General features: G+C 58.9%; 13 protein-coding genes and 1 tRNA gene. 3 read left to right on the top strand and 11 right to left on the bottom strand.

Features of this window, described 5'->3' with window-relative positions; genetic code table 11:
- Window positions 1–27: 27 nt before the first annotated feature.
- From ACA049_RS00920 to gabD, 3 genes are all read right to left on the bottom strand, one after another.
- A complete protein-coding gene (locus ACA049_RS00920; protein WP_497332405.1) occupies window positions 28–1,242 on the bottom strand; it encodes an HDOD domain-containing protein in 1,215 nt (404 codons plus the stop codon).
- 139 nt (window positions 1,243–1,381) lie between these two features.
- A complete protein-coding gene (gene gabT / locus ACA049_RS00915; protein ID WP_253434668.1) occupies window positions 1,382–2,659 on the bottom strand; it encodes a 4-aminobutyrate--2-oxoglutarate transaminase in 1,278 nt (425 codons plus the stop codon).
- Window positions 2,660–2,844: 185 nt separating this feature from the next.
- Window positions 2,845–4,287, bottom strand: a complete 1,443-nt coding sequence (gabD, locus tag ACA049_RS00910) for an NADP-dependent succinate-semialdehyde dehydrogenase (RefSeq protein WP_010464868.1) — start codon at window positions 4,285–4,287, stop codon at window positions 2,845–2,847.
- Window positions 4,288–4,635: 348 nt separating this feature from the next.
- On the opposite strand from gabD, the gene ACA049_RS00905 reads away from it, so the two are divergent.
- Together ACA049_RS00905 and ACA049_RS00900 are read left to right on the top strand one after the other, a co-directional pair.
- Window positions 4,636–4,712, top strand: a tRNA-Arg gene (locus ACA049_RS00905).
- 95 nt (window positions 4,713–4,807) lie between these two features.
- Window positions 4,808–5,803, top strand: a complete 996-nt coding sequence (locus ACA049_RS00900; protein WP_497332403.1) for a restriction endonuclease — start codon at window positions 4,808–4,810, stop codon at window positions 5,801–5,803.
- 459 nt (window positions 5,804–6,262) lie between these two features.
- Here the strand turns inward: ACA049_RS00900 and ACA049_RS00895 are convergent, their stop codons facing one another.
- The 6 genes from ACA049_RS00895 to ACA049_RS00870 all read right to left on the bottom strand — a co-directional run bounded on the left by ACA049_RS00895 (window position 6,263) and on the right by ACA049_RS00870 (window position 10,317).
- Window positions 6,263–6,475 carry a hypothetical protein gene (locus ACA049_RS00895; RefSeq protein ID WP_497332401.1) on the bottom strand — a complete coding sequence of 71 codons (213 nt, stop codon included), beginning with the start codon at window positions 6,473–6,475 and terminating at the stop codon, window positions 6,263–6,265.
- Entirely contained in the window at window positions 6,472–6,738 is a 267-nt protein-coding gene (locus tag ACA049_RS00890; protein WP_403107686.1) for a hypothetical protein, read from the bottom strand. The genes ACA049_RS00895 and ACA049_RS00890 overlap by 4 nt, the downstream gene beginning before the upstream one ends.
- Window positions 6,739–6,758: 20 nt before the next feature.
- The gene (locus ACA049_RS00885; protein ID WP_497332399.1) at window positions 6,759–7,391 is read right to left on the bottom strand and encodes a hypothetical protein; all 633 of its coding nucleotides are present in this window, start codon (window positions 7,389–7,391) and stop codon (window positions 6,759–6,761) included.
- Window positions 7,388–7,954 carry an RNA polymerase sigma factor gene (locus ACA049_RS00880; protein WP_497332397.1) on the bottom strand — a complete coding sequence of 189 codons (567 nt, stop codon included), beginning with the start codon at window positions 7,952–7,954 and terminating at the stop codon, window positions 7,388–7,390. Before ACA049_RS00880 ends, ACA049_RS00885 begins: the two co-directional genes overlap by 4 nt.
- 1 nt (window position 7,955) lies before the next feature.
- Window positions 7,956–9,668, bottom strand: coding sequence for a vWA domain-containing protein (locus ACA049_RS00875; protein ID WP_497332395.1), 1,713 nt, complete (start codon window positions 9,666–9,668; stop codon window positions 7,956–7,958).
- A gap of 88 nt (window positions 9,669–9,756) precedes the next feature.
- Entirely contained in the window at window positions 9,757–10,317 is a 561-nt protein-coding gene (locus ACA049_RS00870) for a YbhB/YbcL family Raf kinase inhibitor-like protein (RefSeq protein ID WP_497332393.1), read from the bottom strand.
- A 139-nt stretch (window positions 10,318–10,456) separates the two neighbouring features.
- On the opposite strand from ACA049_RS00870, the gene ACA049_RS00865 reads away from it, so the two are divergent.
- Window positions 10,457–11,986 (top strand): FAD-dependent oxidoreductase, encoded by a 1,530-nt coding sequence (locus tag ACA049_RS00865; RefSeq protein WP_497332391.1) that lies wholly within the window; start codon window positions 10,457–10,459, stop codon window positions 11,984–11,986.
- Window positions 11,987–12,049: 63 nt separating this feature from the next.
- Here the strand turns inward: ACA049_RS00865 and ACA049_RS00860 are convergent, their stop codons facing one another.
- Together ACA049_RS00860 and ACA049_RS00855 are read right to left on the bottom strand one after the other, a co-directional pair.
- Window positions 12,050–13,555, bottom strand: coding sequence for a YdgA family protein (locus ACA049_RS00860; protein ID WP_497332389.1), 1,506 nt, complete (start codon window positions 13,553–13,555; stop codon window positions 12,050–12,052).
- Between the two features lie 278 nt (window positions 13,556–13,833).
- A complete protein-coding gene (locus ACA049_RS00855) occupies window positions 13,834–14,469 on the bottom strand; it encodes an NADH:ubiquinone oxidoreductase subunit N (RefSeq protein ID WP_497332387.1) in 636 nt (211 codons plus the stop codon).
- Window positions 14,470–14,547: the final 78 nt, after the last annotated feature.

The raw sequence follows: 14,547 nt of genomic DNA, 5'->3' as shown, positions 1-14,547 counted from the left end.
GCTCCCACAGGGGGATATGTGTACTGATTACTTTTTGCGCAAGCGCATCAATTCCGGCAACCCGATCTTGAGCAACCGCGCCGTCCGGCTCTTGGCCAATGCCTCAATGCCCTCATGCTCGGTCAGGCGCGCCAGTTGCGCGGCCATGTTCATCACCAGCGCTTCGCGGGAGTAAACCCCGCCACCGAGCTGGTAGGCCGCAGCAATCAGCTCTCGCAGCTCCAGCGGCAGCCGCCAGCGCGTCCGCAACGCAGAACCGTAGGCTGCGCCGAACTCGGCCAAGGCATTGCCCACCTCCTCCCATTCATCCAGCTCGCCACCGGCCTGCTTCCATTCCTGCAAACACAGCAGCAACGCCAGGTCGCCAAGGCAATGCAGCATGCCCGCGCAATAACAGCGCTCCTGATCCAGGTCCAGCAAGCGCGCCAGCGTGCGAGCGTATTCAGCGGTGTGCAGCGACAAGTCCCAGAAACGCTCGGCATAGTCCGCCAGGAACGGATCGCTGAGCCGGGCGCTGCGCTTGAGCGCCAACCCGAGGATCAGGTTCATGCTTTGCGCGGAGCCCAGCCGGTGCAGCGCCTGGGCCAGTGTCTGGACCGAATCGCCAACATGCAGTGCTGCGCTGTTAGACGCCGCGATCAGCACTGCGGTGATGTGCGGGTCGGTGCGGATTTCCTCTTCCAGCCGCACCAGGTCAAGTCCGCGGGTATTCAGGCTGGCGTTGACCGCCACCTGCACATCGGCCATCAGCGGCGCACCCTCCGCCAGTTCACGACGGCGCTCCAGGTACACCGACAAGGTCATGCCGGCCGCCAACGTCGGCATTGCACAGTAAACCTCTTCACCGGCGTTCAGCAGCAGATCCTGCAGACGCTGGGTCAGGCTTTCCATGTTCAGGGGTTTGGTCAGGTATGCCGTGGGCGCCAAGGGCAAGGCTTCGCGCACGCTGGCACTGTCATTGCGGCTGCTCATCAGAATGAAAGGCAGCGGCGGATTGCGTTTGCGCTGACGGACGTGGCGCAAGACGTTCAGGCCATCGATGCCAGGCAATGCCCAGTCAACGATCACCAGGTCGTAAGGGTGTTCCGCCAACAGCTCCAGCGCCTGCTGGCCATCGGCGCACAAATCCAGCCGTGCGTCGCACCGCACACTCAACAACACTTGCTTGAGCAGGTCCCGAGACCAAGGGTCAGCCTCGGCAATCAGCACACGGGGTACAGCGGGTAAAACCACAGCAGTCATCTACACACTCCCTTTGCGATGCTTGTACCTTAGTCAATGCGGGTCATTTGGAATGGTGCGACTTGTTTTCGGGGACAAAAAAACCCGCCGAAGCGGGTTTTTTGTCTATCAGCTCACACATTCATCTGAGCATCTTAGATCAGAGTTCCGAGAAGCACTCTTCGATGATCGCCAGACCTTTGTCCAATTGCTCATCCGGCGAAGTCAGCGGTACCAGGACGCGCAGAACGTTGCCGTAAGTGCCGCAAGACAGCAGGATCAGGCCTTTGTCGCGAGCCTTGGCCACCACCGATGCGACCGCGGCAGCATTCGGCTTGTGGCTGTCGCCGTCGACGAACAGCTCGACCGCAATCATCGCGCCCAGGGCACGGACTTCGCCGATCACCGGGTATTTCGCCTGGATGGCTTTGAGGCCAGTCACCAGACGCTCGCCGACCGCCTTGCAGCGATCCAGCAGGTGCTCTTCTTCGAACACTTCCATCACGGCCAGGGCCGCGGCGCAAGCGATCGGGCTACCGGCGTAGGTGCCGCCCAAGCCGCCTGGAGCAATGGCGTCCATGTATTCGGCCTTGCCGCACACACCGGCCAACGGGAAGCCGCCAGCGATGGATTTGGCGAAGGTGGTCAGGTCGGCAGCAACGCCCATCTGTTCCATGGCGAAGAACGTGCCGGTACGGCCAGCGCCAGTTTGCACTTCGTCAGCGATCAGCAGAATGCCGTGCTGGTCGCACAGAGCGCGCAGGCGCTTCATGAACTCTTTAGGCGCGACGTAGAAACCGCCTTCGCCCTGAACCGGCTCAATGATGATGGCAGCGATGTCACGCGGCTCGGCGTCGTTCTTGAAGATGCGTTCGATGCTGGCGATCGAGTCGTCGATGCTCACACCGTGCAGTTCGTTCGGGTACAGCGCGCGGAAGATGCCGCCTGGCATCAGGCCCATGCCGGCCGAGTAAGGCACGACTTTACCGGTCAGGCCCAGGGTCATCATGGTGCGACCGTGGTAAGCGCCGGTGAACGCGATCACGCCGGCACGGCCAGTGGCGGCACGGGCGATCTTGATCGAGTTTTCCACGGCTTCGGAGCCTGTGGTCACCAACAGGGTTTTCTTGTCGAAATCACCCGGCACCTTGGCGTTGATTTTTTCGCACACTTCTACGTACGGCTCGTAAGCCAGTACCTGGAAGCAAGTGTGGGTCAGCTTGTTCAGCTGCTCGGTTACGGCGGCGATGATTTTCGGGTGCACGTGGCCGGTGTTCAGCACGGCGATACCGCCGGCGAAGTCGATGAACTCGCGACCTTCAACGTCGGTCACGGTGGCGTTCTTCGCGGACTCGGCGAAGATCGGGTGAATCTGGCCAACACCGCGTGGTACAGCGGCTTCGCGGCGTTTCATCAGGGATGCGTTAGTCTTGCTCATAAAGTCCTCATTCACCGCTCATCGGGCGGCGTGGTTCAAGGAAAATGCGGCGGGGAGGCAACTACGGCAGCATGCGATGATCGACTGCCACAGCTTTCCCGGCCACAGAGAAAATTCCGTTTGAAGCGCAGAAAGGGACAGCGCTCTCGTGCCCTTTCCGCTTGTTGCATTCCCGTCTGCCGAGCTTAGATGCCCAGGCAGAGGTATTTGATTTCCAGGTAATCTTCGATGCCGTACTTGGAGCCTTCACGGCCCAGGCCCGACGCCTTGATGCCGCCGAACGGCGCGACTTCGTTGGAGATCAACCCGGTGTTGACGCCGACCATGCCGTATTCCAGGGCTTCCGCCACACGGAACACACGACCCAGGTCGCGGGCATAGAAGTACGAGGCCAGGCCGAACTCGGTGTCGTTGGACATCGCGATCACTTCGGCTTCGTCTTTGAAGCGGAACAGCGGCGCCAATGGACCGAAGGTTTCTTCCTTGGCCACGGCTGCGTTTTTCGGCACGTTGGTCAGAATGGTCGGCTCAAAGAAGTTGCCTTCCATGACCTTGCCACCCGCCAGAACGGTTGCGCCTTTACTGATCGCGTCAGCAATGTGCTCTTGAACCTTGGCCACGGCTTTTTCGTCGATCAGCGGGCCAGTGGTGGTGCCTTCTTCCAGACCGTTGCCGATCTTGAGTTTGGCCACAGCCACTTTCAGCTTCTCGGCGAACGCGTCGTAGACCGAATCCTGAATGTACAGACGGTTGGCGCAGACGCAGGTCTGGCCGTTGTTGCGGTACTTGGAAATGATCGCGCCTTCGACGGCCTTATCCAGGTCCGCGTCGTCGAACACGATGAACGGCGCGTTGCCGCCCAGTTCCAGGGACACTTTCTTGATGTCCTTGGCGCATTCAGCCATCAGCTGGCGACCGATTTCGGTCGAGCCAGTGAAGGACAGTTTGCGCACGATCGGGTTGCTGGTCAGCTCGCTGCCGATGTCGCCGGCGCTGCCGGTCACAACGCTGAACACACCGGCAGGAATGCCGGCACGCTGGGCCAGTTCAGCCAACGCGAATGCGGAGAATGGAGTTTGCGAAGCAGGCTTGAGCACCATGGTGCAACCGGCGGCCAGGGCCGGGCCGGCTTTACGGGTGATCATCGCGGCCGGGAAGTTCCACGGAGTGATGGCAGCGGTCACGCCGATAGGCTGCTTGATCACGATCAGGCGCTTGTCTGGCTGATGGCCCGGAATCACGTCACCGTAGATGCGCTTGGCTTCTTCGGCGAACCACTCGATAAACGAAGCGGCGTAAACGATTTCGCCCTTGGCTTCGGCCAATGGCTTGCCCTGTTCCAGGGTCATCAGGCGAGCGAGGTCGTCCTGGTTTTCGATGATCAGTTCAAACCAGCGACGCAGCTTGTTCGCACGGTCCTTGGCGGTCAGTGCACGCCAGGCCGGCAGCGCTTTGTCAGCGGCTTCGATTGCACGGCGGGTTTCGGCAGCGCCCATTTTCGGCACAGTGCCCAGAATTTCGCCCGTTGCCGGGTTGTTGACCTTGATCGTCAGACCATTGTCCGCATCAACCCAAGCGCCATCGATAAAGGCTTGCTGGCGGAACAACTGGGTGTCTTTAAGCTGCATGTCGGCTTTCCTTAACAGCACCGCGGCCAGCGCGGAGCGAATTATGATTGTAGAAAGGCGCCTTGTAGGCTGCCGTCAGGGAAATCATTCACCGGGCTGAAGCACATAAATAGCGCACGGAGTGGACTCGTGCGGTTCAGCACCCAGACAAGAGCGTTTGAAATCTCAAACGAATCCTAGGATCAAAGGGGGTAAAGGACAATAGCCTGTTCGAAAAAAAGAACGAAAACGCCGCATTTGCCTAAATTTTCAGATCAACGTAGCAAACGGTTGTTACGGTTGCGAAAACCGCAGTCTATTCAGCAGCATGGACGCCCGCAGTGCATATGAGTATCATGGCGCCCGCTTGCACCAGTAGCTCAGCTGGATAGAGTACTGCCCTCCGAAGGCAGGGGTCGTGGGTTCGAATCCCGCCTGGTGCACCATATAGTAGAAACGAGAAAGCCTCAGGCCGTTAGGGACTGGGGCTTTTTTGTGGGTGTTATCTTAAGGGCTACTGATAAAACAGGAAGGGATTCAAATGGCAAAGATGTGGATGATCCGCGGAGAATCTGGCCGACTGTACGATGACTTCCGTGACCGGGGAATAGCCGCTATTGGATGGTCACGCTTGGCCGCTATAGCCAAGCCTGGTATGACCCGCAAAGAAATCACCCGCCTGTACCAAGATATCGAGCCGAATATAAAAGTAGGCACAGCAATATCCGGGGCTTCACAGGTTTGGCGCTTCATCAACGAAATCCAGCCTGGTGACTGGGTTGTGACGTATTCGCCAGCAAACCGGACTTACCTCATAGGTAAAATCACTGGCCCCTACGAATATCGCGCTGAACTTGCTGATGAAGGCATGTCACTTATTCGTCCAGTGCAATGGCAAAGCGAAGAGGTTGATCGGGATAGCCTCAGCGCTGCCAGTAAAAACAGCTTGGGCTCAACCCTTACGGTTTTTGTCGTGCCTGACTTTGCGTTGCAAGAGCTGCAAGCAAAAGCGACTGGAACAAAGCTCCCGGCGCTACCTGCTGTTGAAGAAGACAATCCTGATAGCGACCCGTTAGCCGGCTTAGAAAGCCTGGCGTTTGAACGCATTAAGGATCTGATCAGTGCGCTGACTTGGGATGAGATGCAGCATCTGGTTGCAGGCCTTTTGCGGGCGATGGGCTACAAGACTCAGGTCTCTCCTGCTGGTCCGGATCGCGGGAAAGACATCATCGCCTCGCCAGATGGTTTTGGATTTGAAAATCCTCGCATCATCGTCGAGGTGAAACATCGAAAAGAGAAAATGGGGAGTCAGGAAATCCGCAGTTTTCTTGGTGGGCGGCATAAGGATGATCGGGGGCTTTATGTCAGTACCGGAGGCTTTAGTAAGGACGCTTATTACGAAGCTGAACGGGCCAATGTGCCGCTCACACTGTGGACGTTGGACAATCTCGTACGAGCGTTGATTGAACACTACGGGCAGACGGATTCGGAAACCAAACGATTGATACCGCTGAAACTTACCTACTTGCCGATTTAGTTTTTACATCTGCTACCGCTGCATCCGGGCAAGCTTTCTCAGAGGTTGATTATCCAAAGCACCTAGCTGGGTTAGAGGCCAATCAAGACTAAACGGACGTGATGGGGATCGACCAAGACGGGCAGAAACGCGACTGGTAAGGCGAAAAAATCCAAACAAAAAACCCCTGAGCAGTCTCAGCGCCGGAGCGCATCAACCGACAGGGGCCATGTTGTGGGCGATTATAAGGGTTGAGAACTTCTCGTCCACTACCGATAAGCAGTCGTGCCCCTATGAACACAGAGGCAACTATCAAGGAATACTTGACAGTTCAGTTCGACGGGTTCGTGCCAAGTTCGCCCCATTTCTTGGGTAGTTCTAGAATGGTTCTAGGGTGGTTTCTTGGGTAGTGCGCAAGAATTGCTACTGAAATTCTAAATTCGACCTCCCCCCAGCGCAATTTCGAATCGATGGAGATATCTACGTAACGTTTTGCTCAGTTTCGATGCCATCAATGAGCGCATAAAGCTCCGCAAACACTGTTTCGGCGGCAAAGTCTGGGCGCGGATCACTACGACAAACTGCAATGGCCTCAGCTTGAACCCGATCAAGCACCTGCTGCGAGCCCGTGTATGACGCGCGCTTAGCCGCCAAACCATCATGATCAGGAAGGTGCTTAATGCGGCTTTTCATTCAGTCGTCCAATCAAACTCGTCGTACTCATCATCCTCTTCGTCCTCAACCTCTTCATCATCAAGGACGTCTTCCTCCAGCGCCTCTTCTGCCTGCTTCGCCAGAAGAAACTCCTTACGACTCTCCGTCACTGCTCGCCGCAATTCCTCGCCCTTTTCCGGGCAGTTCAGCATTTGGGCGATGCGGTCGATTTTTTTTGCCACGGCATCCTCCAACGCATCGGCTATAGGCCGATAGTGCGCGCTTTCGGGTGTGGTTGCCAAATGGCCGACCGCTTTGCGCCTCAGTTTTTCTGCAAACTTTTCAGTCGGGCGGCGAGATCTTCCTTGGGAAAGCGTTTGTGCAAGGTCGCCATCAGCTCATCAGCCGCTTTGGTTTGACCGGCATTTTGCAGGCGAATCACTTCACGTAACTGGTCGTCGATAAACTTCGCCGGAGCTGCCGCCGAGCGTTTGCTTACCTTCGCTTCTTCCGCCATGTCAGCGCTGATCGATTCGTTCTGTGCGGGTGCTGCCAGCTCGGCCATTGGCGCCGAAGGTGCGGGCGCAGACATCGCGCTGGCCGGGGCAGCAATAGAGCGGGCAACCGATTCGGGCGCTTCGACGGCTTCTTTCTTGGCGGCAAAAGACGAGGTTTTGGGCGCCGGGGTGGAATCGTAGGTTGGCACTTGCTCGGGCGTACGTTGCACCAGCGCCAACATCAGAGCCACACCAACGAGGCTGGCGAATGCGACCTGCCAACGGGGTTTCTGGCAAGCCTGGACCCAGCGCTGCCACAAGTTCGGTTTGTGTGCAGGCGTTTCACGGTGTGCGGCGGCCAGGATGAATGCATCCAGATGAGCCGGTGGCTCACCCGCCGCGTGTTCACGATAATGCTGAAGCACTTCGTCTTCCGGTGTTTTGCGGGCGTCAGTCATGTCAGTACCTCCTCGGTCAGCAGCCGACGCAGTTTCTGCTGGGCGTAGCGCAAGCGACTCTTGACGGTTTCCAGGGGTGTTTCGGTGAGGGCGGCGATCTGTGGGAAATCGAGATCGCCGTGGGCGCGGAGCAGGAACACTTCGCGCTGGTCGGCGGGCAGGTTTTGCAAGGCGGCTTCGAGACGCTGGGTGTCGCGGCTCAAACTCAGCAGTTGCTCCGGATCGGTCGCCTCATCAATCACGGCGTGGGTTTGTTCGTCATAGCTGTCGTGCAAGGGATTGTGAATGCCATGTTTGCGCCAGTGGTCGATCAATCGGTTGCGGGCAATCTGGAAGAGCCACGTACGAAAATTCGCCCGGCCTTGTGGTTGGCTGGTGCTGCGGATCAGGCTCAGCCAGGTTTCCTGGTAAACCTCTTCGGCCAGTTCGGGCTTGCCGCTCAAACCGAAGAGGAACCGGTAAAGGCCTTGGCGATGACGGGCGTACAAGATCTCGAACGCCGGCCCGTCGCCTGCGCGATACCGGGCCAGCAGCGATTCGTCGCTCGGTTCAGGCGCTGACATGTCAGTTGTACTCTCCTTTATGTGGCTCACTGTTGGAGGCGGTGGTGGTCCGCAGGCTCTGCGCCAACTCCACCAATTGGACAAACTCTGCCCGCAGACCGAATCGGTCGTCGCCCCGTGCACCGCGCGCCAAGGCCTCAGTGTCCTTCAGACTGAAATCACCGGTATAACGCCCGTCCTTGAGTTGCTGGGAAAACGCGGCCACGGCCGCCGCAAATCGCAGGTCATCACTGGCTTTGCCGACTGGATCACCCGCGATTGGCCGCTCGATCAGGCGACTGTTCCCACCTTCTGGCAGTTGATAACGCACACGCAGCATCGCCAACTCTCCGGTGGTAACGGAAGCCACAGACTCAGGCTTGCCGTATCGCAGCGGCTCCAGCCAGCCTTTCTCGCCCTTCGGAACAATTTCATACAACGCTGTCACCGTGTGTCCTGCACCGATTTCTCCGGCATCGACTTTGTCATTGCTGAAATCCTCACGCTTCAGCGCCCGGTTCTCGTACCCCAACAGCCGGTATTCGCTGACCTGCGCCGGGTTGAACTCCACTTGCAGCTTCACGTTCTTCGCCACCACCGCGAGGGTCGAGCCGAGTTGATCCACCAACACCTTGCGCGCCTCGCGCAGGTTGTCGATGTAGGCATAGTTGCCATCGCCAGCGTCGGCCAATTGTTCCATCAGGTGTTCATTGTAGTTATCCACACCAAAACCCAGGGTGGTCAGGGACACGCCGGTCTTGCGTTTATCCACAGCCATTTGCTTGAGGCTGTCGAAGTCGCTGATGCCGACGTTGAAGTCACCGTCCGTGGCCAACAGGATGCGATTGATGCCTTTGGCGATGAAGGCCTGTTGCGCCATCTGATAGGCCAGTTCGATGCCCGAGGCACCCGCCGTCGAGCCACCGGCGGTTAATTGATCGATGGCTGTACGAATCTTCGCTTTATCGCGTCCGGAAGTTGGCTCCAGTACGACACGCGAATCGCCGGCATAGACCACCAGCGACACCCGATCCTGCTCACGCAGTTGATCGACCAGCAATTTCAGCGTGCTTTTGACCAGCGGCAAACCTTCGCGACGGTCCATCGAGCCGGACACGTCCACCAGAAACACCATGTTCGCCGGGGTCAGTTCGGCGACCGCGCGGTCCGAGGCCTTGATGCCGATGCGCAGCAAACGGGTATGCGGATTCCACGGCGACGGTGCCAACTCAGTGGTCACGCCAAACGGCGAGCCATCGGTGGGCAACGCGTAGTCGTAAGGAAAGTAATTGACCATTTCCTCCAGGCGCACCGCGCCTTCAGGCGGCAGGCGTCCCTGATTCAGCAAGCGACGAACATTGGCGTAAGCGCCGGTATCGACATCGGCGCTGAAGGTCGAGACCGGCGTCTCGGCCACGCTGTGAATCGGGTTATCCGCCAGTGCCTGATACTGCTCGCGCTGCTCATCCCGATAACCTTGCGGGTAGGCCTCGCCCGCCGGCACCGGCGCATAGCCTGCGATGGGTGCCGGACGAATGCTGCGCTTGGCCATCGAGGCATCCGCGGCAACGGACTCGTTGCGTACCAGCGCCTCAGTCTTGATTGCACCTTGAGCCGGTGGTGGCACCGAAGCGGAGTCAGGTTTGGAGGAAACGCCGCAACCGGCAACCGCCAGCAGCAACCCGACGGTGAAACCCTGGGCGGCCGGGCGGAGGAAATGCAGAGGGAGGGACATGGGGGCTGACCTCAGGAGGAAATTGATCCATTCATCCTCTGAGACGAGCCCCCGTTCAGGTTCGGGTTAACCCGGCTGAAAATTAATATCAGCGGTGATAACGCCGCACGACGCTGCTGTTTTTCAGCACATGGCCTTTGATTTTCTCCAGCAACTGCGCGCGCGTCAGGCCGGCGGGCAAAGCGTCCGGAGCGAGGTCCAGGGCGTAGAGCTGAATAAGGTAGTGATGCGCACTGTCACCAACCGGCGGGCAAGGGCCGACGTAACCTGTGGTGCCTTTGCTGTTGGTGCCACCGACGCCTTCAAGGGCGGATTTTGCGCCGACACCGGCGGCAATCTGGTGCGTCGTGGCTTTGATGCCGTAATGCACCCAGTGATCGACTCCCTGACCTTTCTGGCCGTCGGGATCGTGCATGACGATGGCATAGCTCAAGGTGCCCGCCGGGCCAGCGTTCCAGTTCAACGCCGGTGATGCGTTGTGTCCGCCGCAACCCGGAGCATCGCTGGCGGCGGCCGAGGTGAACAGGCGGTCATCCGTAACACCTGGGATATTCAGGGTGAAACGCTCCTGGGCCTGCGCCGGAAATTGCACGCAAAAGGCGACTGCAACGGCCGCCAGCCAAGGGTTCAGAGAGGTCAATCGGGTCATTCCGGAGCACCTTGTGCGGATGGGGCCTTCGTCGGCCTGCGAACTATAGCTGTACCGTTCGTGCGGTGGCAGTGGGAATTGGCTGAACCTCGGGTTCCGCGCCAAACTCTTAAGTGAAACGCCCGCCTGGAGAGTGATCATGGCCCTGCACCGCGTCGCCCGCTTCGCCGATGTGCCCGAAAACCGAGGCCTGGAAGTACGGATCGCGGACACCAAAATCGTTTTGCTACGGGTCGGCGATCAATTGCGCGCCTATCAAGGCGAATGCCCCCACGCGGGGGCGCCGCTGGCCGAGGGTGCGCTGTGTCATGGACGCCTGATCTGCCCGTGGCACAAGGCCGCGTATCGGATCGAGGATGGCGGATTGTGTGAACCGCCGTCTCTGGACAGCCTCAAGCGTTACCCCCTGGAAATGCGCGAAGACGATATTTGGGTCGACGATCAGCCGCTGTCGGATCCCCACACCCCGCCGGCCGATGATGAGCGCACGTTTGTGATCATCGGTGCAGGTGCCGCCGGCACGGCGGGGGCGGCGGCTTTACGCGAGAAAGGCTTCGGCGGCCGCGTCGTGTTGATCGACCGTGAAGCCGATGCCGGTTACGACCGGACGGTGCTGAGCAAATTCGTGATTGCCGGAGAGATGCCGCCGGAAGAAGTCCCGCCGCTACGAGAGGAAAGCTTTTACCGCGAACAGCGGATCCAACGAATAACCGGCGAAGTGGCGAGCCTGGATGCCGCCAACAAAACGCTGCACCTGGCCGACGGTCAGTCACTGACCTATCACGCCGCGTTGCTCGCAACCGGCGGCACACCCAACCCCCTCAAGCTGCCCGGCGCCGGTTTACCGCAAGTCTTCCTGCTGCGCTCCAAGGATCAGGCGACGCGGATTCTGAGCGCTGCGAAACCAGGCCAACGCGCAGTGATCATTGGCGACAGTTTCATTGCCCTGGAGTCCGCTTCGGCCCTGCGCCAATACGGTTTGGAGGTCACCGTTCTGGCGCGCCACGCGGTGCCGTTCGCCAAGCAGTTCGGCGAAGCGGTCGGCAAGGCGATTCGTGCCCTGCACGAGGCCAACGGCGTGGTGTTTCATACCGAGGGCGAAGCCGCGCAGATCGAAGGCTCGGACAAGGTTGAAGCGGTGCTGCTGGAAAACGGTCAACGTTTGCCAGCCGACCTGGTGCTGGTCGGCATCGGCGTCAGCCCGGCAACGGAACCGTTTACCGACCTGCCCAAGGAAAAAGATCGTTCACTGCAGGCCGATGGCGGCATGCGCGTGGCCGAAGGCCTGTGGGCGGCCGGCGACATCGCGACCTTCCCGCTCAACGGCCAACCCCAGCGCATCGAGCATTGGCGCCTGGCGCAACAACAGGCGCGGATCGCAGCGGCAAACATGTTGGGCGGGGACGAACACTACCTCGACGTGCCGTATTTCTGGACCTGGCATTTCGGCAAAAACTACGACTACCTCGGCCACGCCGAAGCCTGGGACGAGGTCGAGTTCAAGGGCGACCCTGACCATCCTCCCTTTATCGGTTTGTTCAGCAAGAACGGCGTGGTCGCGGCGGCAGTTGCCTGCGAAAAAGAGCGGGCAATGGCGATGCTCGCTGAACGCATGAAACAGCCATTGCCGGTGGATGAGGCCTGGCGGTTGATTCGGGACGTGGATTAGCTTTTAAACTGCGGACAGCAAAACGCCCGGCAGAGACCGGGCGTTGCCTTGAAACGAGCGGTTTTACTGAATCGGTGCAACGCCGCCGAGCTTGCTCATCACGAAGCCGACAAATTGCTCAACGGTCATTTTCTGGCCATTGAATTCCACCTGATTGTTGGCGTAATGCAATTTGGTGACGATGTCGCTGCCTTCCAGTTTGGCCAATTGCGTACCGACCGCCATGCTGCTGAACATGTCCGCGGTCGCCGTTGCCTGATCGGCAATGAGCTTGGCGTCGGTCTGACCCTCGATCTGCGATTGCACAGTGAGCAGGTCAACGAGCATCGGCTTGGACACTTGCAGATTGAAATCCAGCAGCGCGATCAGCTGCTGGGTCAGCTGGTCTGGCGGCAGGTCCATGGACTGCGGCTTGGTCAGGTCGAGCACCAGGTTGGCGCGGCTTTCACCGTTGGTGGATTTGAACGACAGATTCTCCAAAGCCACCTGCGGGCCCGCCGCGAGCAGTTTTTCCAGGCCGGTTTTGACCTGCGCCTCTTCAGCCGGGGTCAGCACCAGTTCTGGAGCCGGTTCACCGGCGGCAGCAGCCTCAGCGGCAGCCTTTTCGTACGGCTGCAGTTTGGTCTGGTAGACCTGCATCAGCGACATGGTCGCCGGGATGTCGAGGTTCTTCAGGCTCATGGCCATCTGCGCCGAGCCGACAGTCTTGCCGTTCAGCGACACTTCGCCCACCTTGTAATCGGCACGCCCCGAAGCGCTGGTGCCCGATTCTTCGGTCTGGTTCTTCATTTCAAATTTCTTGAAACCCAAGACCGATTGCTTGGCGCCGAAGGTGGTTTTGCTGTCGGTCAGCTCCAGGGTGTTGTCGCCGATGTAATAGCCGTAGGTGCTTTTGGTCAGGTTGCTGGCCACGGTCAAGCCGTTCAGCTCGACCTTCACTGGCGTCTGGTCTTCAGCCACCGTGGTCAACGTCAGGGTGTCCATGTAACCGTTGGCCTTGACCTTTTGGGCCTGGGCGCTGGCGGCGACGTCGAGGTTCAGGCCGGAAAACTTCAGGTTGGACTTGGCATCCAGGGCTACGTCCAGCGGCAGCAATTCAAGGGTGCCGTTGGTGGAGTTGTCGTAACCGATATTGACCAGGCCCTTGAGCGGCGACTGGTCCTTGGCAGCGGCAAACCATTTTTCCGTGGCTGGGGTACGTTCCAGTTCGTAGTGACTGGTGGCCATGACCGGCAGCCATTTCAGCGACACCAGGCGCGAGAACGGCAGCGGACCGTGTTCGAGGCGATCGACGAACAGCAATTCAACCGGCGCTTCGCCAAACATTTCACCTTCGCCCTTGAGGCGATAGTGCGCGGTGCTGCTGAACACGTGACGCTCCAGCGACACCAGTTCCAGCGTCGCTGTGCCGTTGGAACCCACCAGCGCGGCTTTCAGCTCTTTGTTGGCGTCGGCGATCGAGGTGTTCAGCACGCCTTCGATTTTAGTGCCGGTGTACCAGGCACCACCGGCGCTGATTGCACCGATGGCAACGACGATTCCAAGAAGCACGCCTGCTGATTTATTCATGAATTACCCGATCAATGTCCGTTGTTGAAAATGTGGTCGTCTTCCCTGAACCCATGACGGGTTACGGTCACGACTGCGCTGAAAGTGCGATGCAGATTAGCATCAGGCGCACCGGGCGGCCCAATGTTTAAAGGTTAAAGAGTGTCTATGGACCGCGCATGAGGGTTGAGAGTTTCGGCGGGCATGAAATCGCTTTCGCGGGCAAGCCTCGCTCCTACAAGGCAATACCTGTAGGAGCGAGGCTTGCCCGCGAAGGCGTAGGCCGAGGCAACATCAATTCAGGAATACTGAACTTCCATCTCATCCAGCTGATGATCAAAGCTTTTCAGCCGCGCCGTCCACGTATACACCAGCACTTCAAAATCGCGATTGATCACCGCCCCGCCCGTCACCTCCGCGCGCGGATCGCAGAAGTCCAGCTGATAGCGCTCACGGGCCATGGCGGACGCCACATCGGAGAGTTCACGGGCGTTGTTGAGCCAGTGCCTGTCGTCGTCGCAGACTTGCTTGTCCAGCTCCAGGCATTGCTTCTTCAAGGTCTCGAGGCTTTTTTCCAGCGGCGTGCCGGTCAGTTCGCCCATGACTTCCTGGAACGTGCGCCCCGGTTGCCAGTAGCTGCCCCAGAAATACCGGTCAAACACCGTTTCGACCCGACGCAACGCCACCTTGGTGTCCCAGATCAGCACCAGGGTCTTGCCTTGTTCGAGTTGTCTTTTCTTGATGCGCTGGCCCTGGACTGAAGCCCAGGCCACCACGACGATTGCCATCACCGCAATCAGCGCGGCCGCGCTGTCGAGGAACACCAGAGCCTTGTCGATCTGGTGGGCCAGCATGATGCCGTAGAAATAGGTGGCCGACAGCAGAACCAATGCCGTAATAGCGCACCAGAAGCCGGGAGCATAAGGGTTTTTCATTATTAGATCCCCATGACCAACGCGAGCCTTGATCGATGAAATCGACGTGCGACTTCATCAAGTCAAAGCATAGCAACG

Source organism: Pseudomonas sp. LBUM1662 (genome assembly GCF_059695915.1).
The sequence above is the reverse complement of the archived record's forward strand: the minus strand, read 5'-3'. Positions and strand labels throughout refer to the sequence as shown.

What these genes read in the sequence shown, in the direction of transcription:
- ACA049_RS00875 (WP_497332395.1), bottom strand. Translation starts at nt 9,668, where the DNA reads ATGTCCCTCCCTCTGCATTTCCTCCGCCCGGCCGCCCAGGGTTTCACC.
- gabT (WP_253434668.1), bottom strand. Translation starts at nt 2,659, where the DNA reads ATGAGCAAGACTAACGCATCCCTGATGAAACGCCGCGAAGCCGCTGTA.
- ACA049_RS00895 (WP_497332401.1), bottom strand. Translation starts at nt 6,475, where the DNA reads ATGAAAAGCCGCATTAAGCACCTTCCTGATCATGATGGTTTGGCGGCT.
- ACA049_RS00920 (WP_497332405.1), bottom strand. Translation starts at nt 1,242, where the DNA reads ATGACTGCTGTGGTTTTACCCGCTGTACCCCGTGTGCTGATTGCCGAG.
- ACA049_RS00880 (WP_497332397.1), bottom strand. Translation starts at nt 7,954, where the DNA reads ATGTCAGCGCCTGAACCGAGCGACGAATCGCTGCTGGCCCGGTATCGC.
- ACA049_RS00885 (WP_497332399.1), bottom strand. Translation starts at nt 7,391, where the DNA reads ATGACTGACGCCCGCAAAACACCGGAAGACGAAGTGCTTCAGCATTAT.
- ACA049_RS00855 (WP_497332387.1), bottom strand. Translation starts at nt 14,469, where the DNA reads ATGAAAAACCCTTATGCTCCCGGCTTCTGGTGCGCTATTACGGCATTG.
- ACA049_RS00900 (WP_497332403.1), top strand. Translation starts at nt 4,808, where the DNA reads ATGGCAAAGATGTGGATGATCCGCGGAGAATCTGGCCGACTGTACGAT.
- ACA049_RS00865 (WP_497332391.1), top strand. Translation starts at nt 10,457, where the DNA reads ATGGCCCTGCACCGCGTCGCCCGCTTCGCCGATGTGCCCGAAAACCGA.
- ACA049_RS00860 (WP_497332389.1), bottom strand. Translation starts at nt 13,555, where the DNA reads ATGAATAAATCAGCAGGCGTGCTTCTTGGAATCGTCGTTGCCATCGGT.
- gabD (WP_010464868.1), bottom strand. Translation starts at nt 4,287, where the DNA reads ATGCAGCTTAAAGACACCCAGTTGTTCCGCCAGCAAGCCTTTATCGAT.
- ACA049_RS00870 (WP_497332393.1), bottom strand. Translation starts at nt 10,317, where the DNA reads ATGACCCGATTGACCTCTCTGAACCCTTGGCTGGCGGCCGTTGCAGTC.